17 protein-coding genes are annotated in these 22,581 nt (G+C 40.6%); all 17 read left to right on the top strand.

All coding sequences use genetic code 11. The features are described 5' to 3' along the window. Window positions 1-122 precede the first annotated feature (122 nt). On the top strand, window positions 123-350 hold the full coding sequence (locus M2135_RS02280; RefSeq protein ID WP_348537099.1) for a winged helix-turn-helix domain-containing protein: 228 nt from the start codon (window positions 123-125) through the stop codon (window positions 348-350). A 150-nt stretch (window positions 351-500) separates the two neighbouring features. Further along, window positions 501-1,169, top strand: coding sequence for a flavin reductase (locus M2135_RS02275; protein WP_280746958.1), 669 nt, complete (start codon window positions 501-503; stop codon window positions 1,167-1,169). A gap of 117 nt (window positions 1,170-1,286) precedes the next feature. Next, on the top strand, window positions 1,287-2,663 hold the full coding sequence (gene potA / locus M2135_RS02270) for a polyamine ABC transporter ATP-binding protein (protein ID WP_280746957.1): 1,377 nt from the start codon (window positions 1,287-1,289) through the stop codon (window positions 2,661-2,663). A gap of 83 nt (window positions 2,664-2,746) precedes the next feature. Next, on the top strand, window positions 2,747-3,478 hold the full coding sequence (locus tag M2135_RS02265) for an ABC transporter permease (RefSeq protein ID WP_280746956.1): 732 nt from the start codon (window positions 2,747-2,749) through the stop codon (window positions 3,476-3,478). Continuing rightward, a complete protein-coding gene (locus M2135_RS02260) occupies window positions 3,478-4,275 on the top strand; it encodes an ABC transporter permease (protein WP_280746955.1) in 798 nt (265 codons plus the stop codon). Before M2135_RS02265 ends, M2135_RS02260 begins: the two co-directional genes overlap by 1 nt. Window positions 4,276-4,277: 2 nt before the next feature. Further along, a complete protein-coding gene (locus M2135_RS02255; protein WP_280746954.1) occupies window positions 4,278-5,621 on the top strand; it encodes an ABC transporter substrate-binding protein in 1,344 nt (447 codons plus the stop codon). Between the two features lies 1 nt (window position 5,622). Continuing rightward, a complete protein-coding gene (locus M2135_RS02250; protein WP_280746952.1) occupies window positions 5,623-6,234 on the top strand; it encodes an HAD family phosphatase in 612 nt (203 codons plus the stop codon). A 676-nt stretch (window positions 6,235-6,910) separates the two neighbouring features. After that, the gene (locus tag M2135_RS02245; protein WP_280746951.1) at window positions 6,911-10,144 is read left to right on the top strand and encodes a TonB-dependent receptor; all 3,234 of its coding nucleotides are present in this window, start codon (window positions 6,911-6,913) and stop codon (window positions 10,142-10,144) included. Between the two features lie 12 nt (window positions 10,145-10,156). Beyond that, window positions 10,157-11,872 carry a RagB/SusD family nutrient uptake outer membrane protein gene (locus M2135_RS02240; RefSeq protein ID WP_280746949.1) on the top strand — a complete coding sequence of 572 codons (1,716 nt, stop codon included), beginning with the start codon at window positions 10,157-10,159 and terminating at the stop codon, window positions 11,870-11,872. A gap of 37 nt (window positions 11,873-11,909) precedes the next feature. Continuing rightward, the gene (locus M2135_RS02235; RefSeq protein ID WP_280746947.1) at window positions 11,910-12,737 is read left to right on the top strand and encodes a hypothetical protein; all 828 of its coding nucleotides are present in this window, start codon (window positions 11,910-11,912) and stop codon (window positions 12,735-12,737) included. Between the two features lie 92 nt (window positions 12,738-12,829). After that, window positions 12,830-13,432, top strand: coding sequence for a DUF4369 domain-containing protein (locus M2135_RS02230; RefSeq protein WP_280746946.1), 603 nt, complete (start codon window positions 12,830-12,832; stop codon window positions 13,430-13,432). Further along, window positions 13,429-15,171 carry a DUF6057 family protein gene (locus tag M2135_RS02225; protein WP_280746945.1) on the top strand — a complete coding sequence of 581 codons (1,743 nt, stop codon included), beginning with the start codon at window positions 13,429-13,431 and terminating at the stop codon, window positions 15,169-15,171. Before M2135_RS02230 ends, M2135_RS02225 begins: the two co-directional genes overlap by 4 nt. Window positions 15,172-15,193: 22 nt before the next feature. Next, window positions 15,194-16,639, top strand: a complete 1,446-nt coding sequence (locus M2135_RS02220; protein WP_280746944.1) for a hypothetical protein — start codon at window positions 15,194-15,196, stop codon at window positions 16,637-16,639. 17 nt (window positions 16,640-16,656) lie between these two features. Further along, window positions 16,657-18,438, top strand: a complete 1,782-nt coding sequence (locus tag M2135_RS02215; RefSeq protein ID WP_280746943.1) for a DUF6057 family protein — start codon at window positions 16,657-16,659, stop codon at window positions 18,436-18,438. Between the two features lie 4 nt (window positions 18,439-18,442). Continuing rightward, window positions 18,443-19,915, top strand: a complete 1,473-nt coding sequence (locus M2135_RS02210) for a hypothetical protein (protein WP_280746942.1) — start codon at window positions 18,443-18,445, stop codon at window positions 19,913-19,915. A 609-nt stretch (window positions 19,916-20,524) separates the two neighbouring features. After that, a complete protein-coding gene (locus M2135_RS02205) occupies window positions 20,525-21,523 on the top strand; it encodes a 2-hydroxyacid dehydrogenase (protein WP_280746941.1) in 999 nt (332 codons plus the stop codon). Window positions 21,524-21,620: 97 nt separating this feature from the next. Beyond that, window positions 21,621-22,472 (top strand): patatin family protein, encoded by an 852-nt coding sequence (locus M2135_RS02200; protein WP_280746940.1) that lies wholly within the window; start codon window positions 21,621-21,623, stop codon window positions 22,470-22,472. The last annotated feature ends 109 nt before the right edge of the window (window positions 22,473-22,581 follow it).

The raw sequence follows: 22,581 nt of genomic DNA, 5'->3' as shown, positions 1-22,581 counted from the left end.
ATTTAACACTAAACCAATGGAATGTGATTGTTTAAACTCTATTGTCAGCCTCCTCATTACGATGAAACCAGAATGAGACTGAGGTTTATGGTAATTCATCTGTTAACTAACACTTTTTTTATATGATGATTAAGAACGATATAGGCTTAGATGCTGGCAACGTCTATTTTTTGTTATCTCAGCGTGGACGCTTATCATTAAGAAAGATCGGGGAACTAACTCATAAGAGAGAGTCCCATATTTTTCTCTCTTTAGGATGGTTGTTGAGAGAAAATAAGATTAATGCCATAGAACAGAACGGTGAATGGCTTTTTGAAGTCAAGTCTGTTATGAGTGAAATTTACTATTAATCAGTTCGTTGAAAAACGAATATCATTTTAGTAATACGTTTGTGCCATGAAGAAGAGTGAAAAAAACACTCTTCTTTTTTTTTTCGTACTTGGTCTGATTCACAATTAAAGATATCTTTGTTGAAGAAAATAATGTAAATAAATAAAGGTATGAAGAAGAATCTGTTAGTAATAGTTGCTGGTTTGTTCCTGGTTTCTTGCGGTGGCTCTATACAAAAGTCGGAGAGTATTGAACAGACTATATCTACTCAAGAGACATCCGTTTCAAATAAAGATGTTACGGGTATGGGATTTGATGAGTTATTTAAACAAATTTCAGCGGAGGATCTGACCGATAATGTATTTAAGTTGGTAGGGAAAGATTACACTGTAATAACAGCTGGAAATGCTGAACGGTATAATTCGATGACAGCGAGTTTCGGCGGTTGGGGACAACTGTTTAGTAAACCCACTACATGGTGCTTTTTACGTGCCAATAGATATACATTGGAAGTGATACGGGAAGAAAATAGCTATACCATGTCTTATTTTGCCGATGAGTATAAAGATCAGGTCTTATTCTTTGGTAGTAAAACAGGTAAAGATACGGATAAGATGAAAGAGACTACATTGACTATGGTACAGACTCCGTCAGGAAATATCTCTTATAAACAAGCCCGATTGATCATTGAATGTAAGCTAACGGAATTAACCACCGTTAAACCAGACGACTTCTACACACAGGAGGGAAAAGATTTCGTAACAGAAGCTTATGAAGAAGTCAAAGATTATCATAAACTCGTGTTTGGTGAAATCACAAATGTTTGGGTGAAGAGATAAATGATTTTATATCTCCCTCAAAATGTTGTGGCATACGTAAAAACGTGATCAAAATGGAAGCAATTTATATCTACTCATCATAAATTGTCTACCTTTGCATCGCTAAAAGAATTGCCTATGCCGAAGTCTGAACACATTATTGATGTAGAGCACGTTTTTAAGTATTATGGTGAAAAAGCTGCATTGGATGATGTCACTCTACATGTACGAAAAGGTGAGTTTGTTACTTTACTGGGTCCCTCCGGATGCGGAAAAACCACCTTATTGCGTCTGATCGCCGGATTTCAATCGGCATCCGAAGGGGTTATTAAGATGAATGGTGAAGAGATTACTTCGACTCCTCCGCATAAACGGCCGGTTAATACCGTATTTCAACGGTATGCCTTGTTTCCACATTTAAATGTCTATAATAATATTGCCTTTGGGTTGAAACTCAAAAAACTACCATCCAATGTGATTGCCAAAAAAGTTAAACAGGCATTGAAGATGGTAGGCATGACAGACTATGAATACCGGGATGTCGATTCACTATCCGGCGGACAGCAGCAACGGGTAGCTATAGCACGAGCCATCGTCAATGAACCTGAGGTGTTACTGTTGGATGAACCTTTAGCCGCATTAGACCTGAAGATGCGTAAAGATATGCAGATCGAACTCAAGGAGATGCACAAATCTTTAGGTATCACCTTTGTCTATGTGACGCATGATCAAGAGGAAGCCTTGACTTTGAGTGATACGATCGCAGTTATGAGTGAAGGGCGTATTCAACAAATCGGTACTCCAATAGATATTTATAATGAACCGGCCAATGCCTTTGTCGCTGATTTTATCGGTGAGAGTAATATTCTCAATGGGGTGATGATCAAGGATCGATTGGTTCATTTTGCCGGCTATGCATTCGAATGTGTAGACGAAGGTTTTGGAGAGCAGACACCGGTAGATGTGGTTGTTCGGCCGGAGGATATTTCTATTTTTGAACAATCCGAAAAGGGGATGTTGACAGCAACGGTTACTTCCTCCGTTTTTAAAGGAGTGCATTATGAAATGATGGTACTAACCCCTGAGGGATATGAATTTATAGTACAAGATTATCATACGTTTGATGTCGGACAACAGGTGGGTTTAATTATTAAACCTGCCGATATTCATGTTATGCAAAAAGAGCGGATCACCAATACCTTTGATGGAAAACTGGTTGATTCCACACATGTCGAGTTTTTAGGAACGACCTTTGAATGTAAAGAGGTTGCCGGTATTGAACCGGGGGCATCGGTTAAGGTTAAAGTTGATTTTAAAAATGTTGTTCTGGAGGATAATGAAGAAGACGGATTACTGACTGGAGATGTCAAATTTATACTATATAAAGGAAATCATTATCACCTGACTGTCTCGAGTGATTGGGATGAAGATATTTTTGTGGATACAAATGATGTTTGGGATGATGGAGATCGTGTCGGTATAGTGATTGCACCGGAACATATCCGGATTATTTAATCATAAAAGGGAAGGAAGTGTTTAAAAGTTTTCAGGCAATTTGGGGTAGGCGTAGGAATTGGACCATTCCGTATGTCGTATTTATGGCAGTTTTTGTTGTCACCCCTTTGTTACTTATTGTCTTATATGCTTTTACTGATGCCGATGGAGCCATATCATTGGCTAATTTCCGGAAATTTATGGTTCATCCGGAAGCGATTAATACCTTTATTTATTCTGTTGGCATTGCGATAATAACCACTTTGGTTTGTATCTTATTGGGATACCCGGCTGCCTGGATTTTAAGTCAGGCTCGTTTCAATACGTCACGGACGATGGTGGTTCTATTTATTCTGCCGATGTGGGTCAATATTCTGATCCGCACGTTGGCAACAGTCGCTTTGTTTGATTTTCTGAATTTCCCATTGGGAGAAGGTGCCTTGATTTTTGGGATGATCTATAATTTTTTGCCCTTTATGATCTATCCGATATATAATACTTTACAGAAGATGGATCATAACCTGATTGAGGCCGCACAAGACTTAGGAGCAAATCCTTTTGAGGTGTTTATTCGCACGGTTTTTCCTTTATCGATGCCAGGCGTGATCAGTGGAGTCATGATGGTCTTTATGCCGACAATTTCAACCTTTGCCATAGCCGAACTGCTGACCATGAATAACATCAAGTTGTTTGGTACCACCATTCAGGAAAATATCAATAACGGCATGTGGAATTACGGAGCGGCTCTTTCTCTGATTATGTTGATTCTTATCGGTATTACCGGTTTGTTTAATACTGATGAAAATGATTCATCCAATGAGGGAGGGTTAATCTGATGATATCAAAATATCTGGCTAAAGGTTATTTGTGGTTACTACTTCTGTTATTGTACTCACCCATATTGATTATCATGATCTTCTCATTTACCGAAGCAAAGGTATTGGGGAATTGGACCGGCTTCTCAACGAAACTGTATACTTCGCTGTTTTCGGGGGGTGTCAGACATTCGTTGATCAGTGCTTTATGGAATACATTCACGATTGCTATTATTGCTGCGACCGTATCGACGTTATTAGGGAGCATGGCTGCCATAGGTATCAATAACTTGCGTTTGCGTTCCCGGCAAGCGGTGAGTTTTGTCAACAGTATTCCGATGCTGAATCCGGATATTATTACGGGTGTTTCACTTTTTCTTTTATTTGTCAGTTTAGGAGTTTCACAGGGGTATACAACGGTCGTGTTGGCTCATATTACATTCTGTACGCCCTATGTGGTGTTAAGTGTTATGCCTCGGTTGAAGCAGATGAATCAAAATCTCTATGAAGCGGCTCTAGACCTGGGTGCAACCCCTTTTCAGGCGTTACGGAAAGTGATTATGCCTGAGATAAGACCGGGAATGATCAGTGGTTTTATTCTGGCTTTTACACTTTCGATCGATGATTTTGCTGTGACGATATTTACCATTGGTAATGAAGGGTTGGAAACCCTCTCTACCTATATCTATGCCGATGCCCGTAAAGGTGGCCTTACTCCGGAACTGCGTCCTTTATCGACCATTATTTTTGTTACCGTGTTGGTGTTGTTGATTATTATCAATATACGGGCAGAAAAAGCAAAAATAAAAAACAAATAGCGATGAATCGATTCATACCAATAGTCATTGTTTTTGTGTTGTTTGTAGGCTTGTTGACATCCTGCGGCCGTTCAGACGAACAACGCATGAAAATCCTCAAAGTCTATAACTGGGGCGACTATATTGATGAAGATGTACTGGCTGAATTTCCGGAATGGTATAAGGAACAGACAGGGGAAGAGATCCGGATTATTTATCAGATATTTGATATCAATGAAATCATGCTCACAAAAATAGAACGTGGGCATGAGGACTTTGACCTGGTCTGCCCCTCTGAATACATCATTGAACGGATGTTAAAAAAAGATCTGCTTTTGCCGATTAATCGTGATTTCGGTCATACCCCTGATTATATCAATAACCTTTCTCCATACATTCATGAACAATTGAATAAAGTGAGTCAACCCGGTCGTAAAGCAACAGATTATGCCGTTGCGTATATGTGGGGGACTGCCGGTATACTTTACAACAAAAAATATGTCACCAAGGAGGAGGCTTTAACATGGGACTGCCTGTGGAACCCTAAGTATAAAGGCAAAATCCTGATGAAAGACAGCTATCGCGATGCTTATGGGACAGCCATTATCTATGCCCATACCCAAGAACTGGAAGTTGGAACGGTTACGGTTGAGCAACTCATGAATGACAACTCTCCGGAGACCATCACTTTGGCAGAAGATTATCTGAAACGTATGAAGCCCAATATTGCAGGGTGGGAGGCTGATTTCGGGAAGGAGATGATGACAAAAAATAAAGCGTGGCTGAATCTCACCTGGAGCGGAGATGCCGTTTGGGCTATCGAAGAAGCTGAAGCGGTAGGAGTAGCGTTGGATTATGAGGTGCCGATCGAAGGGAGTAACATTTGGTACGACGGGTGGGTCATACCCAAATATGCCCGTAATCTAAAAGCTGCCAGTTACTTTATAAATTACCTTTGCCGTTCTGATATCGCACTACGTAATATGGATGCGATCGGTTATGTGAGCGCTGTGGCAACACCGGAAATATTAGCCGAAAAGATTGATCCTGAAATAGAAGAACTCTCTGATTTAAGCTATTTTTTCGGACCGGAGGCCGAACAGATACCGATTGATCCGGTTCAGTATCCCGATCGTCAGGTGGTAACGCGTTGTGCGATGATCCGTGATTTTGGTGATGAAACGGAGCAAGTGTTGGAGATGTGGAGTCGGGTGAAAGGAGATAATCTGAATACCGGTATTTTGATTTTAATATTCACGGTGTTCGGTTTGCTTTTGGTATGGGTCGTTTTTCGCAGGATAAATAAGTATAAACAACAACAGCGATATCGTCGCCGACGTCGGAAAGCGCTGAAAAAAAGGAGATAAAATGGAGGGGATAAAAAACCTGATTATTGATTTTGGTGGCGTTATTGTTAATCTGACACGGAATAGATGTATTGAGGCGTTTGAAGCACTGGGGGTCGATGTCCGGGATAAATTGACCAACAACTATCAACATAAAGACCTGTTCAGGCAGTTGGAATTAGGCCATCTTTCTGCGGAAAGCTTTCGGGATGGTATTCGCCAATTCACGGATCAATCAATAACGGATGAAGCGATTGACGGTGCCTGGATTGCGATGCTGGATGATGTAGCCGGTTGGAAACTTGATTTGCTGTTACATATACGTAGTCATTACCAAACAGTGCTTTTAAGTAATACCAATGTGATTCATTGGGACTGGGCGCGACAACATATCTTTTCGTATAAAAACCATACCCTAGAAGACTTTTTTGTTAAAACCTACCTCTCTTATGAACTTCACATGGAAAAACCCCATATCGAGATTTTTGAATATGTCTTAAAAGATTCCGCTCTAAATCCGCAAGAGACACTTTTTATCGACGATGCACTTGTGAACTGTAATGCCGCAGAATCATTAGGTATACGGAGTTATATGCCGTCTCCGCGTGAAGACTGGTCTTTTCTGTTTTTATAAATTTTCTTATTCCAAACAAAAAAACGGAGATATCCTGTCGGTTTATTTGAAACATTATATACACTTTTCTGTTAGAGGTACGTCTAAAATATTTTACACCTACCTCTAAACAGATTTAGAGGTACCTCTAAATTCATTTAGACGTACCTCTAACAAAAAACAGACTTACGTATTACAGAAAAACAGTCTGAATCATGTTTTTATTTCCATAGGATGATATAGAAAAAGCATACAAACTAAAACGTCGGTTTTACATCAATAAGCAATTTGCTTTAGAGAACGCGAAGAAAGAACTAAAAAGATCCTAAAAACAGGTTGAAAAGAATACAAGTATCTGTTTTTTCATTTGTTGTCTATCAAAAACATTTTTTAGAGATTGTGTGTTTGGTGTAATGTGTTGATAATAAGTGTTTTCTTAAAATGCAGATACTGCTGATGTATCAAAAAATCCCCCTCAATCTCTAAAAAAGGTTGATTTTAACACTCCTGAAAACAAATGAACCCCTTTTGCTTAACAAAACTTATCCTACTTCTTTTTGGTTAACTAATACATTTGTTGCAGTTATTAGTCTTTACCGGTATGTTAACCATTTCGTAAAAAACCGTTGACCAGTCTGTAGGTCTAATAATTAATTGTGGAAAAAGAAATTTTTATCAACTTAAATCAATTCTTTTTATGAGAGAAAAATGCAAAACATTTTCTTTGTGCAAACCGATAAGGCTTGCGCAAATGATGCTTGTTGCAACCTTCTTGCTCATAAACTGTCTGCCGGTAATGGCGCAGTCAAGTGTGAAGGTGAGTGGTGTGGTTTCGTCTGAAACCGACGGATATCCGTTAATCGGGGTAAACGTGGTTCAGAAAGGAACGACCAATGGTTCGATTACCGATATTGACGGTAAGTATGAGATAACCGTACCGGTAGGTGCGCAGTTAGAATTTTCGTACATCGGTTTCTTATCGCAAGCCGTGAATGTTGTAAGTGGGAATACCATTTATAGCGTGATGTTACGGGAAGATTCTCAATCATTGGACGAAGTAGTAGTTGTCGGTTATGGTGTTCAGAAGAAGAAACTGATTACCGGTGCTACTGTTCAGGTGAGTGGTGATAATATTCAGAAGATGAGTACAACAAGTGCCTTTACAGCTTTACAAGGCCAAACTCCGGGGGTAAACATTATGCAATCATCCGGACAGCCGGGTGAAGGCTTTAAAGTGACGATCCGTGGTCTGGGTACTGCCGGTAATTCAAGTCCTCTTTATGTTATCGACGGTGTGTCGGGGGGTGATATCAACCATTTGAACCCTTCTGATATCGAGTCGATCGACGTGTTGAAGGATGCTGCTTCGGCGGCGATTTACGGTGCGCGTGCCGCCAATGGTGTAATCCTTGTGACGACCAAACAGGGTAAAGCGGGTAAAATGACACTTTCTTATGATGGTTATGTAGGAGTACAAAATGTTTACAAAATGCCTTCCTTACTTAACGCAAAAGAGTATATGACCATCATGGACGAGAGACGTTTCAATGAAGGAAATGCCGGTTACGATTGGGCTAATTTGTTACCTGCTTCTATTTATGAAGGTATTCAGAACGGCACATGGAACGGTACCAATTGGATGGAAGAGATTCGTAATGAGAACGCCATGACACAAAACCATGCGATCAACCTTATCGGAGGTAGCGAAACATCTAAGTTCTCTATGGGATTTTCGTATACCGGACAAGAAGGTATCTTGGGAGGACCGGCTCAGTCGCAATGGGATCGTTATACCGCTCGTGTAAACTCGGAGCATATATTACATAAAGCGAACGGCTTTAACGTGGTGACTATCGGACAAAACCTGCTTTATAACTACCGGGAAAAAGAAGGTATCGCTGTAGGTAATATTTACTGGAACGACGTACATAATATGATTGTGGCCAATCCGTTGTTGCCGGTATACGATTCTGATGGTAACTATTACGACCAGAACGACAAGGAAAGAGAAGGATGGCTTTATGATGGAGGTACGGCAAACCCGATAGGGGATATGATGTATTCTTCACGCGGCCAGAACCTCTCTAAAAGCTATAGCTTAAGAGCAAATGCTTATATTGAAATCCAACCGATCCTTAATTTGAAGTTCAAATCGGTATTTGGTTACAATATGAGTTCTTCTTCATACAGATCGTATGCACAGGCTCACAAATTGTCGACCACCGTTCAGCGGACGGAAGACGAAGTGACTCAGAATGCCGGTTCAGGTTATGATATCTCTTGGGAAAATACCCTGGCTTATTCTTTTAAACTCAATAACGATCATGCGTTTGACGTGATGATCGGACAGTCTATCCTGAAATGGGGGATGGGTGAAGAACTGGAAGGGTATGCTAAAAAACCGATCTTTACAGGCAATTTCGACTATGCATGGTTGAGCAACACCAAACCGACGGAAATGACCGATTTTAATATTAATTACGGTCGTCCATGGGGTGAAGGCGCTTTGGCTTCTTTCTTCGGTCGTGCCAACTACAACTACAAAGAGACCTATATGGCTTCTTTCTCACTACGTTCCGACGGTTCATCTAACTTTGCACGTGGTAACCGTTGGGGATATTTCCCTGCAGTATCTGCCGGTTGGGTGATGACGAACGAACCTTTTATGGAATCGGTTCATAACTGGATGGACTTCTTTAAACTGCGTGGTAGCTGGGGACAGAACGGTAACTCGAATATCGACAATTTCCAATATTTAGCGACAGTGGCATTTGACGAATCTAATGCGTATTATTTCGGTGAGAACAAAACATCTCAGACAACGGGTGGATATGCCGATATCCTGCCGAATAAGGATGTGACTTGGGAAACTTCCGAGCAGTTGAACATCGGTTTCGATGCACGCTTCTTGGACTCTCGCTTAGGTGTTGCTTTCGACTGGTATAAGAAAACGACAAAAGACTGGTTGGTAAAAGCTCCTACTCTGGCTTCTTACGGAACAGGCGCTCCTTATATTAATGGTGGTGATATCGAAAATAAAGGGGTCGAACTTGGTTTGAACTGGAATGATTATATTGGCGAATTTACTTATGGGGTGAACCTGAACTTTGATTATACAAAGAATGAAGTGACCCGTATTGCCAATTCGGAAAAAATTATCCAAGGTGAACCTAATGTGTTGAGCCAGGGTACTTCGGAGATGTATCGTGCTCAGGTAGGTTATCCGATCGGTTATTTCTACGGATATAAAACGGAAGGTGTATACCAAAACCAGGCGCAGATCGACGAACGTCGTGCCGCAGGTAATAAAGGGACTTTAGCCAATGCGCAACCGGGTGACTTGATCTTTGCAGACATCAACGGAGATAACGTGATTGATGAAGATGATAAGACCATGATTGGTAACCCCAACCCAGATCTTACAGTCGGTTTAAGCCTGAACTTCGGTTATAAAGGATTTGATTTGTCTGTGACAGGCCGTGGCGTATTCGGACATCAGATTGCGAAATCATATCGTTCGTTTGCCGATAGTCCGCTTCAAAACTATACTACAGACGTGTTCGACCGTTGGCATGGTGAAGGTACTTCCAACAAGATGCCGCGTCTGACCAGTGGTAGCCATTCCAACTATCAGAATGTTTCGGATATATGGATTGAAGATGCAGACTTCTTCAGACTTCAGAATATCACATTGGGCTACGACTTCAAGAAGTTATTCCCCAAAATGGTATTAGGACAAGCTCGTTTATACGTCTCTGCACAGAACTTGTTTACAATTACCGGTTATAGCGGTATGGATCCTGAAGTGGGTTATGGTGGTGATACCGATAGTGCGACAAGTGCTAATCATGGCCGTTGGGCAAGAGGTATCGACCTTGGATTCTATCCAAGCGCAAGAACTTATTTGGTTGGTGTAAATCTTAAATTTTAATTAGATACAAATATGAAGAAGTTATTATTATATGCTGTATCGGGTCTTCTTGTCTTTACAAGTTGTGAAGACTTTTTGGATACGGAGAATTATACTAAAAAGAATACCAGCAATTTTCCTGAGACATTAGAAGATGCTCAACAAATGATTGCAGGTATTTACGTGACACAGATCTCGGCAAGTGCGAGTGCTGACCAGACAAGCTATGTCGTTGGCGAATTGGCTTCCGACGATCGTTTCGGTGGCGGTGGAGAAAATGATAAAAAGATGCAAGCTGCCGATAAATTGATGACGAATGAAGTCAATATGCTTACCTCTTTCTGGACAGAACGCTATAAAGGGATCTTCCGTGCCAATATGGCTGTTGAAACTATCGATAACTGTGTCGGCTTTACATCGGAAGAACAAAAGAACCAGATGAAAGGTGAAGTCTATTTCCTGCGTGCTCTTTTCTATAACGACATGGCTGAGTTGTTCGGTAACGTGCCTTTGGTATTGACTACCGAAACGCAGAACCTGCCTAAAGCGGAAGCGGATGAGATCTATGGACAGATCGCTTACGATTTGAAGACGGCTATCGAATTGATGCCTTCAAAATCCTATACTTCTGTGGAGTCGGGTCATGCCACTAAATGGGATGCTCAGGCAATGATGGCGCGTGCATTCTTGTTCTATACCGGCTTTTATGGTAAAGAATCTATGCCTATTCGTGATACAGAGGGTAATTTGAGCGGAAGCATCACTAAAGATCAGGTAATCGCCTGGTTGGAAGATTGTATCAATAACAGTGGACATGATCTGTTGTCTGACTTTCGTGCTTTATGGTCTTATTCGAATAACTGGACTGCTCCTGATTATCCTTACGTAGAAAACGTTCGTTGGGCTGGAGATGGACAAGCGAACAAAGAAAAAATGTTTTCTATCAAGCATTCTTCCATGGCTAAATGGGCGACTCAGCATGCTTATTCCAACAAATACTCGTTGTTTTTCAGCTTACGTGCGAATAACGGTGCGGAAGGAACATTCCCGTTCGGACGTGGTTGGGGTGCAGGTCCTGTAAACACCACTATCTGGAACGAGTGGAAAACAGCCGAACCGACAGATATGCGTCGTGAAGCTTCTATCGCCGATATGGAAAATGAAGTGACCGGTTATCAATGGGGCCAAGATGCACAGGTGGAAGAAACCGGTTTCTGGGCTAAAAAATACATGAACTACCAGGCATATGACGAAGAGGGTACACGTTATGATACATTTGGTCATCTGGAATGGAATGCGGATAATGATATCGCTTTGGGGAATCCGACCGACCTGGCGCTGATTCGTTTCGCCGATGTATTGTTGATGCACTCGGAGTTGAAACAGGATGTGATGGGTATTAACCGTGTACGTCAGCGTGCCGGTCTGGATCCGATCACAGGTTATACCTTAGATGTGTTGAAGAAAGAACGTCGTTTCGAATTGGCTTTCGAAGGTCGTCGTTGGGCGGATATCCGTCGTTGGGGAGATGCTCCGGCTTTGTTGGATAAACAGCTGAATGTAAGTATCAAGAATCTGGGAGCGGATACGCAGATGAAATCGTTTGGCAACGGTTATAGCGCGCGTTATGAAGAAACAAAAGGCTTCTTCCCGATACCTGAATCGCAGATCACTTTGTCGGGTGGTGTATTGACACAGAATCCGGGTTGGGGATCGTCAGCTCCTAATGCCCTTTTCTCCGGATGGTAATAAAGATCGTATTGTATAATAGATAAACGAAAAATGTATGAATAAATCAATTATATGTTCGTTGTTGTTTGTTGCAGCATTAGTAGCTTGTGACCCGATTGAAGATCGTCAGTCGATGGGCGGTGCAATAACAGCAGATCAACTCAATATTTCGGCTACTCCGGTAGTTGTGGATGGTAAGAATTCCAACAAGATCATATTGGAAAACAACAGTCCTGTACTTTCTTTATGGGATTATGGATTGGGTACAACCAATAAAGCGTATGACGAAGTTCTTTTAGTGTTGACAGGTGAAAATAAAATTTCCTTTACCGGTTTGAATGCTGATGGTTCTAAAATCACTAAAGAATTAACAGTGAATGTGGATGAACTCTCTTTTGAGGTTCCTAAAGAATGGGGATTGTTCTGTGGTGACGGTTCTAAAACTTGGACTTGGGACGCTGATGAGGAGAAGATCTGGGGGAATGGTTCTTATTTGAATAATACCTCTGCCGGTTGGTGGGGAAGATCGATCAATGACATCAGTGAAGAGACGGCAACAGAAGGAGCTGGTGCGAAAATGATCTTCTCGACAGCAGGTTCAACATTAACAAAAGTATTGTCGAATGGAACGACTATTCCGGGTACATTCTCTTTTGATATGAGCAAGAAAACGAAAGGAGATAGTGGAGATGTCTGGGCTGAAGGTAAATTGTATACTAAGAATGTTACAGTTTTACATGGTATATCGACCAATGAAGGCAAGATTCCGGTTTATGAGTATGATATTCTGAAGCTGACAGATACGCATATGGTCGTATCTTATGCCGCAGCAGGTGCAGGTTCGGGAAGTGAAGCTTGGTTCTGGATGTTTAAAGTTGAATAAAAGTTAATTATAATTCTGTAAGTAGAAAGCGGAGCACCTTTTGTTCCGCTTTCTTTTTCATATCTTTGTAGTTACAAGAAACAAACCGACTGATGTATAAATATCTGTATTCACTTATTGTTGTTTTTGTTTTAATTTCCTGTAAAGAAGAACAGAAACTGTTGATAAATGGCTATGTTCCAGGGAATGAGTATGACGGAGAATGGATTTATCTGGTTCCATTCAGTGGAGCGACCAATGAAACAATAGATTCAGTGCGTATAACAGATGGGCAATTTCATTTTGAGAAGAGTATTGTCAAAGAAGAGATCGCTATTTTACGGACACGTCCTGTTCTGCGTTTAAGACTTCAGGAGTTATTGGTGGTCATAGAACCCGGGAAATTAAATGTTGTCTTGAATGAGGAGAGTTTTGCTTCCGGCACACCGCTAAACGGTCGGCTTCAACAATGGAAAGAACGAAAAGAACAGATGGATGATACAGAGAATTTATTAAGGAAGATGTTGAAAACAGCCGACGACTCCTCTCAAGTAGAACTCCAGAGGCGGATGGAGAAATTAGCTGAAGAATACATCACTTATAATTATGAGTTTGTCAAGGATAACCGGAATAACGAACTGGGTTCATTTATCTATGGGATGATAGAAGGGAGTTTGACAGACCAACAAAAGGAAGCCTTGGATATTCGTCGATGAAAAGAGAGCAGCCAGATAGATATAATCAAGATCTTTTTATTGCTATAATATTGGCAGTAAGCTGTTTTTCGTTCTTTCAGTTCTTTTTTAAATACCATTTATTCTTTAAGGAAGAGATACAATTATTTCTGTTTACGACCGACTATTTTCTTTCTTATTTGAAAAAACCAGGCTGGTTGGCCGCTTATCTTGGTGATTTTCTGACACAGTTCTTTTATCTGCGTGGAGGTGGTGCAGTACTTATTTCATTGATTTTGTTACTTGAATGGCGACTGATTGTTCGCTGGTTGAGATCGTTAGGTCTCTATTCGCACACCTCTTTATTTGCGCTTTTCCCGATAGTCATAGAGTGGGTATTGCATACGACACTCGGATATTCTTTGACATCGAGTGTTGGATTTATATTTGTTTTAGCCACCTGTTTGTTGTTGGGAAATGTTGTGGGCAAATGGTGGAGTTATGTTTTAATCGTATGTACCATTCCATTATTTTATGCACTGATCGGTGGATATATGCTCTTTCTGCCTGTCTACCTGTTATTAAATGATCTTAGCAAACAAAAGGGAATTGTTTTTGCCGATATACTACTGATTGTATTGTTTGCAGTTTATCCCTATATCGTTCGTTCGTATTACGTGATAACGGTTCGACAGGCTTATCTCTTGCCGGGGATGTCCCGGACTGTTTATTATAGCGGACTTGCTCTTCTGTTCATCAGTTGGACTGTGTTTTTTAAATTTACGCATACACATACCTTTCGCAGAAAAGCGTTATGGCCGCTGATAATAGGTCTGTTTCTTTTATTAGGAGCCGGATTATGGCAGAAGGCTGATTTCAGACAGGAAAAGATACTCTCTTTGTCTGTCGAAGGCTATTTTAATCGTTGGGATAAAGTCTATCAGCTGGCCACCGAAAATGAACTTTCCAATACCTTGGCATCTTATTATACCAATATCGCCTTATCGAAATCCGGCAGACTTCCGGATGAATTATTGAATTTTTACCAACCGGCTTCCCAGGCACTGTTTTTGCCACTTCATACTGCGACTCCCTGGATATGGATTTTTTCGGGAAGTGATGTGTTTTTTCATATTGGGGATATGAATATGGCGCAACATGCTGCCATGTTGGGACAAATATTTTCACCAAACCACAGGAGTTCGAGAATGGTCAAACGTCTGGCTGAGGTTAATCTGGTGAATGGCGACAGCACTGCTACTTTGAAATATTTGCGTATGTTGGATCAGACACTCTTTCATCGTGACTGGGCAATACGACGTAAGGAGATGTTGACCGATTCGACAAATACCTGGTTGCAAGATAAACGTAAACAGATCGCTGTGCATGATACGTTAAGATTGGCAGGAGATGACATGACTTCTCTTAAGTTGTTGATAGAGAGTAATTCGGAAAATAAAGAGGCTTTAGATTATCTGTTGTGTTATTGTTTGGTAAATAAGGATATCCGTTCGTTTGTCGATATTTTTGATCAGTATTGTAAGGGGCAACAATTGCGGATGCCGGCTTTATATGGCGAAGCGTTATTGATCCATCTGGCTGTATCAAAAGCCTCTCAGGAAGAGCTGGAATCGTATAAAATTCCGGCTAACTTTGTCACTGATTTTATGGCATACACGCGAGCATACGAACAATACGGCGCACAAATGGAACCTTTACGGGAAAAGTATGGAAAGACGTATTGTTTTTATTATCATTTTGCACAGATGAAAAATGAATAGTAGAGTAAGATATATAAATATTGTGTTGATATACTGTCTGTTATTTATCGGATGTAATCGGCCTGAAAATGTGACGTACATCGATGAGTATCCTCCGGTTTATCCGGATTATACAGACATAACGATCCCTTACAATATCGCTCCGCTTAATTTTCTGATGCGCAATAATCCGGAAGCAACAGAGGTTGTTCTTAAAGGTGAACATTCAAATATACTGATCCGTACCGGTGAGAAGGTCAGTTTTGCTGAGAGAAAATGGCGGAACTTCTTGCAAGCGGAAAAAGGGAAAACCATATCCGTAGAAGTCAAGGCTAAGATAAAAGGTAAATGGCTGGCTTATAAAACATTTCGATGGTTTGTCGTTGCAGATAAAATCGATCCGTACCTGAGTTATCGCTTAATCGAACCCGGCTATGAAGTCTGGAATGGTATACAATTGAGAGAGCGACATATAGAAAGTTTTAAAGAACGGGTGATTGCCGACAATGCGCTTACAGAAGGATCTTGTATGAATTGTCATACCTACGGAAACCAGGATCCGAATTTATCCTTTTTTCATTTAAGAGGGGAAAAAGGTGGAACGATATTGAACAGGAACGGCGAACTACGTAAATTGAATACAAAAGATGGAGATATGGTTTCTTCTGTGGTATATGGTAGTTTTCATCCGACAGGCAGATGGGGCATATTCTCTACCAATATTATCATTCCGGCATTTCATATTTATCGAAGTGAACGGCTTGAGGTGTATGACACCGAATCGGAACTTTATCTATTAGACTTTGATCATAATAAAATAATCAAAGTGCCAGAGATAAAGCAATTGTCCATTCGAAAATACCGGACTTTTCCGGTATTTTCGGCCGATGGTCGTTCGATTTATTATTGTGAAGCGCCCTCTGTTGAACTACCTGATAGTATACGGCAGTTGAAGTATAGTTTACTTCGGATAGATTTCAATCCGGATACTCAGACATTCGGTAATCGGGTAGATACGCTTTTTTCGGCTGATGAGACAGGACAGTCGGTTTGTCATCCTAAAGTGTCTCCGGATGGGAAATATCTATTGTATACGGTTGCTGATTACGGAACGTTTCCAATCTGGCATCGTGAGACCGATCTGCAACTACTGGATTTGAGAACGGGAGAAGTCGATCTGTTGGAGGAAGTCAATGCCGAATGTTCGGATACTTATCACAGCTGGTCGTCGAACAGTCGTTGGTTTGTTTTTGCCAGCAAACGCGATGACGGTTTGTATGGAAAACCCTATTTCAGCTATATGGATAGTAATGGGAAAGCGCATAAACCGTTTTTATTGCCTCAAAAAGATCCGGCCTGGTATGATTATACCTTAAAGTCGTTCAATATCCCGGAATTATCTTCCGGCAAATTACCCTTTGATGCGATGGCTATTGAAAAGATTTATCATACCATCGAAGCTGAAACATTGACACTTATTTCCGAATAATTTATTCAGGTACACATATGAGCAAACATACAACATGGCGTTTAATTGACTGGGGCATCTCTCTAATATTGGGGCTGGCGACCTGGTTTTTTTTCGGGATATGTTATCGCCACCATTTACATTATCAGGAGCAGATGCAATTATTTCTTACGACGCCCGACTATTTTGAAACGTTAATCGTTCGACCCGGTGGGCTGGCCATCTATATCGGACGTTTTGTGACTCAATTCTTTTATGATTCTATTCTGGGAGGAGCATTAATAGCCGGTTTATTGGTCTTATTGCAGAGAATCATTTTAGCTATTTCTTATTTTATAGCCCGGAAGCCTATATATGCGCTTTTAAGTTGTCTGCCATCATTGGGTTATATTATTTTGTTATTGGATGAGAACTATTTATTTTCAGGACTGGTCGCCTTGATCTTATCGATGGCAGTTCTTGTAGGCTATATACGTCTGAAGAGCGATAGTGTTCGGATGGTTTCTCTTTTGATCATGATTCCGCTACTTTATTGGTTCGTTGGCTGGGCGGTTATTACCGTCGTGTTGTTCTGTTTGTGGTATGAATGGGTTGGCAAAAAACAGATGAAACGTTCGCGTTTGTGGGCAACAACACTGGTCGCTTTATTTATATATCTGGTATCTCCTTTTATCGCCAAGATGATTGTACCTCAATATCCCTTGATCCGTTTTTGGCTGGCAGGTGATTATTACCGGTATGTGATGCAATATCCGTTATTACCACTATCTGTTTTTCTTCTTGCTGTGATTATACCGCTCTTATACCGTTGGTTACCGGATAAAAACTCCGGGAAAGTTGGTTTTGTACACCTTGGCGGACAGTCTCTTTTATGCATTCTCCTGGGGGGGTATGGTTTAACCCAAGTCGCCGATTGGAATAAAGAAGAAATAATGGCCTATGATTTCTATTCGCGTACACAAAAATGGGATCAGATTATTCGTCTGGCGGATAAAAAATCTCCTGATGGTCCGTTAACAGTAGCTACCCTTAATCTGGCATTAAGTAAAAAAGGATATTTGCCGGAATATATGTTCACCTATTATCAGAATGGTATAGAAGGTCTTTTACCATCTTTCAACAAAGAATATATAGCCGATATGATGACCGGAGAGATCTATTATCACCTTGGATTGATTAATACGGCACAACGATTTGCTTTTGAAGCGATGGAGGCTATTCCGGATTACCAGAAGAGTGTCAGGGTGATCAAGCGACTGGCCGAAACCAACCTGATAAATGGAGCGTATGAGGTGGCAGCAAAATACCTGCACACCCTGCAACATACGATCATTTATCGTACTTGGGCTGATGAAACATTGCGTCTGTTAACGGATGAACGTATCATCGATACGCATCCGGAATATGGCAGACTCAGGCGTATTCGTCCACAGGAGGATTTTTTCTTCAGCGAAGGAGAGAAGGATATGATATTAGGTATGTTATATGAACACAACCACGAAAATCGTATGGCTTATGAGTATCTATTAGCCTACACCTTGTTGGTAAAAGACTTACAACGTTTTATGGATTATTATTGGATGGGAGAGCAAGTGATGGCCTATCCTGTCACCCCGAGAGGTTATCAGGAAGCTATGACCTGTGTCTGGCAAGCTTCCGGTCAGCAGACGCAAGCAACACTTCCTCCACAGATTGATCGGACAATGATGCAACGCTTCGAATCTTTTCGGAATATGCAGCGAAGTGTGCAATATGCAGAACCATTGATAAACAGTCAGTTTGGGGATACATACTGGTATTATCTTTATTACAGAAAATAACACGATGAAAAGGATAAATAGGAATCAACTTATTTTGGGAATGGTTAGTTGGGCGGTACTCTTTCTTTTATTCTCTTGCCAGGAGAATATGCGTATAAATCAAACGGTTGATGCATATCCTCCGATTGTCCCGGATTATACAGGTGTTACTGTGCCGGTCGAAATCGCACCACTTCATTTCACCATGGATCAACCGGTAGAAAAGATACATGTGGTCATTACCGGTCGTCAGGGTAATCCGATCGAAGTCCAAAGTAAAGGATCCATTACGCTCCCGATAAAAAAATGGCGACAATTGCTGGAGCAACATAAAGGGGAAGAGATTCATGTGACTGTAACGGTCAAACAGCAAGGCCAATGGATTGCCTATAAATCTTTTCCGATCTATATCAGCGAATATCCGATCGATTATGGCCTGGTTTATCGTTTAGTGGCTCCAGGTTATGAACTGTATAGTCATATGGGAATTTATCAACGAACATTGAACGATTTTACCCAAACAACGTTGATCGAAAACACGCTTGTGCCGGGTAGTTGTGTGAATTGCCACTCGTTCAGACAAACAGATTCCGGAGATATGAGTCTGCATATGCGTGGAGAACAAGGAGGGACGATTTTACAGACACAAGGAGAAACAACAATCATCGACTTGAAAACGACCGAATCCGAGGGTAGGGGTGTTTATCCTTACTGGCATCTGTCGGGAAACTATATCGCTTATTCGGTAAACGATACCCGCCAGGTTTTTCATGCTGTTGCAGATGAACGGATCGAAGTTTTTGATCATTCGTCCGATTTGACAGTGTATGATATCGTAAATAACCGGGTGTTGACTACACCACTATTAAAGACAAATGATTTTGAAACTTTCCCCGCTTTCTCTCCTGATGGCAACTGGCTCTATTTTTGTGTAGCCGATCAGCGACCAATGCCGCAAGATTATAAAATGAACCGTTATAATCTTTGCCGTATCGGTTTTGATCCGGAGAACGGGCGTTTCGGGAATAAGATAGACACTTTAGTCTATGCTGCGGCGATGCAAAAAAGCGTCTCTTTCCCTCGTCCTTCCTATGATGGAAAATACCTGATGTATACGTTGTCGGATTATGGTACTTTTTCAATCTGGCATAAAGAAGCTGATTTATGGTTACTTGATCTGAATACGGGTGAAACACGTCCGTTAACCGAAGTTAATAGTGATCATACGGAAAGCTACCATAGCTGGAGCAGTAACAGCCGTTGGTTTGTTTTCAGCAGTCGACGTGGTGACGGATTATATACAAGGCTTTATCTGGCCTCATTGGGCGAAGACGGTGTTGCGACTAAACCGTTTCTATTGCCACAAGCCTCTGTCGAAAATTATGATCCTTTATTCTATTCATACAATATCCCTGAATTTATCACTGCTCCGGTAAAACTGAATGTTCGGGATATTGAGCAGAAGATTTTATCCGGCGAGCGGAAACAGGCGCAATAAGTTATGCCTATTTTACCCCTCGCGAGGTAACTGTTTGTAATTTGCAAGCCAGATTATATGTGTTCCGATTACTATTATTTTGTTATTAAGAACCGATTATTTACGACATAAGTTAATAATAATACATTTTTGGCTAACACCTACTATCCCTGTTTTTAGTCAAATAGAAGGTCGATTTAACAGTTTTAGACAAAAAACGGACTATTTTTACTTATTTGTTCTGCATCTTTCGTCAGATTTATGCAAGAGATTTTTAAAAGGATGCAGAAGACTTTGGGGAAGCATCTAAATACCTTTGAAGAATCATGCAGATCATTTTTTTAGAGGGTTGAAAACAGTCGAAAAAACGGTCGAAAAAACATGTTTTTTCTCTAAAACAACGATTTTTTATGATCAGTAAAATAGGCATTATAGGATGATTTTCAACTTCTCACGCGAAAATAAACTCCAAATCCAGGCGTTATTTCCACACAAACCTGTAACAACCTCCATACAGACCAATCTCAAAGGGGATAAATTGACAAAATGCTCAAATTGACAAAATGAAAGTCAGACGTGTTTCAACTTTAAACAAAACACCTCTTTTTATAGTTATAAATAAAAAAGGCTATGGATTATAAAATTGCTTTTTTTGGGGCTAAACCTTACGATATAGCCTCATTTGACCAGGTAAACGAGGCTTTTGAATTTGACATCCGTTATTTTAAGGGTCATTTGAATATTCATAATGTGGTACTGACGCACGGTATGGATGGCGTCTGTATCTTTGTGAATGATACGGCCAATGCATCGGTTATCGATGCATTGATCGGTAATGATGTGAAGATACTGGCGCTTCGTTGTGCCGGTTACAACAATGTCGATTTACAGGCTGCCAAGAATCGTTTACCGGTCGTTCGGGTTCCGGCCTATTCGCCGTATGCGGTGGCGGAATATACCCTTTCTTTAATGTTGTCGTTAAACCGTAAGATTCATCGGGCTTACTGGCGTACACGTGATGGCAATTTTTCATTAAACGGTTTAATGGGATTTGATATGTCAGGCAAAACAGTAGGTATCATTGGTACCGGAAAGATTGCGAAGATATTGATTCATATACTACGGGGATTAGGAATGACTATTTTAGCATATGATCTCTTTCCCGATGAACAATTTGCAAAGGAGGAAGGTTATACATATACTTCATTGGAAGAACTGTATCGGAAGTCTGATATCATATCACTTCATTGTCCGTTGACGGATGAAACACGTTATATGATTAATGAAGATTCTATATCGAAGATGAAGGATGGAGTAATGATTATCAATACCGGGCGCGGTCAGTTGATACAGACGAATGCATTGATTGAAGGATTAAAGGTCAAAAAAATATCGGCCGCCGGTCTGGATGTGTATGAAGAAGAAGGAGACTATTTTTATGAAGATATATCCGACCATTTTATAGATGATGATGTCTTGGCCAGGTTGCTTTCTTTCAACAATGTCATTGTCACATCCCATCAGGCTTTTTTTACGAAAGAAGCGATGCATAACATCGCTCAGACGACATTACAAAATCTGAAAGATTTTTTTGAAGGACGTCCGTTAGTGAATGAAATAACGATGTAATTCGATAAAGAGACCATTATATATCGCTGATTTATTATATTTTTGTGGCCATTGTCCGGTGTGAATCGGGCAATGGCTTTCTTCTTTTTTAATGCGTATGAAAATAGATAATCAAACAGGATTGGTATTAGAAGGTGGTGGGATGCGTGCCATTTTTACGGTGGGCGTACTCGACTACTTTATGGATCATAACATCTGGTTCCCTTATGTTATAGGCGTTTCTGCCGGAGTGAGTAATGGCATTTCGTATGCTTCGCGTCAGCGTGGACGATCAAAATACAGCAATATCGATTTATTGGAAAAACGCAATTATATCGGTCTCAAACATTTTCTGCGGGGAAAAGGGTATATTGATATGGATTTTCTGTTTTATGAGTATCCCGATAAACATTATCCGCTTGATTATGAGACTTATTTCAACTCAGCGGATCGTTTTGTGATGGTCACCAGTAACTGTCTGACCGGCGAGGCGGAGTATTTCGAAGAGAAAAAAGATCCGAAACGATTAGTTGATATTTGCAAAGCATCATGCTCTTTGCCTGTTATGTGTCCCGTTACGTATGTCGACGGAATCCCAATGGTTGATGGAGGCGTATGTGATGCGATACCGATCCAACGATCTATTGATGACGGCTATACGAAAAATGTTGTTATTCTTACCCGTAATAAAGGCTATAGAAAGCCGGAAAAAGATTTTTATCTGCCAGGTTTTATTTACCGTAAATATCCTGCATTGAGAGACAAACTGCGGTTGCGTTACCGTAATTATAATCGAGTACTCGATTATATAGAGCAGTTAGAGGCTGATGGACATATTATTGTGATCAGGCCTGAGAGCCCCATTGAAGTAGGACGTACCGAAAAAGATACTCAGAAACTGAGTACTTTATATGATGAAGGATATGAATGTGGTAAAATAATTAAAAATTATTTTTTAGAATCAGTTTAATTTTCCACAAAAAATTAAACCGACTCTAAGCAGTTAAGCGTAAATCCTGATTTATCTTAGTTCCTTTGTTTGTTTTCTATAGGTTATTGAAAGATCCTTAAAGACTTTA

It is taken from the genome of Parabacteroides sp. PF5-9 (assembly GCF_029893105.1).
GTDB lineage: Bacteria > Bacteroidota > Bacteroidia > Bacteroidales > Tannerellaceae > JARXWG01.
This window is presented reverse-complemented; position numbering and strand designations above follow the sequence as displayed.

What these genes read in the sequence shown, in the direction of transcription:
- M2135_RS02245 (WP_280746951.1), top strand. Translation starts at nt 6,911, where the DNA reads ATGAGAGAAAAATGCAAAACATTTTCTTTGTGCAAACCGATAAGGCTT.
- M2135_RS02215 (WP_280746943.1), top strand. Translation starts at nt 16,657, where the DNA reads ATGAGCAAACATACAACATGGCGTTTAATTGACTGGGGCATCTCTCTA.
- M2135_RS02265 (WP_280746956.1), top strand. Translation starts at nt 2,747, where the DNA reads ATGGCAGTTTTTGTTGTCACCCCTTTGTTACTTATTGTCTTATATGCT.
- potA (WP_280746957.1), top strand. Translation starts at nt 1,287, where the DNA reads ATGCCGAAGTCTGAACACATTATTGATGTAGAGCACGTTTTTAAGTAT.
- M2135_RS02275 (WP_280746958.1), top strand. Translation starts at nt 501, where the DNA reads ATGAAGAAGAATCTGTTAGTAATAGTTGCTGGTTTGTTCCTGGTTTCT.
- M2135_RS02235 (WP_280746947.1), top strand. Translation starts at nt 11,910, where the DNA reads ATGAATAAATCAATTATATGTTCGTTGTTGTTTGTTGCAGCATTAGTA.
- M2135_RS02205 (WP_280746941.1), top strand. Translation starts at nt 20,525, where the DNA reads ATGGATTATAAAATTGCTTTTTTTGGGGCTAAACCTTACGATATAGCC.
- M2135_RS02250 (WP_280746952.1), top strand. Translation starts at nt 5,623, where the DNA reads ATGGAGGGGATAAAAAACCTGATTATTGATTTTGGTGGCGTTATTGTT.
- M2135_RS02240 (WP_280746949.1), top strand. Translation starts at nt 10,157, where the DNA reads ATGAAGAAGTTATTATTATATGCTGTATCGGGTCTTCTTGTCTTTACA.
- M2135_RS02210 (WP_280746942.1), top strand. Translation starts at nt 18,443, where the DNA reads ATGAAAAGGATAAATAGGAATCAACTTATTTTGGGAATGGTTAGTTGG.
- M2135_RS02225 (WP_280746945.1), top strand. Translation starts at nt 13,429, where the DNA reads ATGAAAAGAGAGCAGCCAGATAGATATAATCAAGATCTTTTTATTGCT.
- M2135_RS02280 (WP_348537099.1), top strand. Translation starts at nt 123, where the DNA reads ATGATGATTAAGAACGATATAGGCTTAGATGCTGGCAACGTCTATTTT.
- M2135_RS02260 (WP_280746955.1), top strand. Translation starts at nt 3,478, where the DNA reads ATGATATCAAAATATCTGGCTAAAGGTTATTTGTGGTTACTACTTCTG.
- M2135_RS02200 (WP_280746940.1), top strand. Translation starts at nt 21,621, where the DNA reads ATGAAAATAGATAATCAAACAGGATTGGTATTAGAAGGTGGTGGGATG.
- M2135_RS02230 (WP_280746946.1), top strand. Translation starts at nt 12,830, where the DNA reads ATGTATAAATATCTGTATTCACTTATTGTTGTTTTTGTTTTAATTTCC.
- M2135_RS02255 (WP_280746954.1), top strand. Translation starts at nt 4,278, where the DNA reads ATGAATCGATTCATACCAATAGTCATTGTTTTTGTGTTGTTTGTAGGC.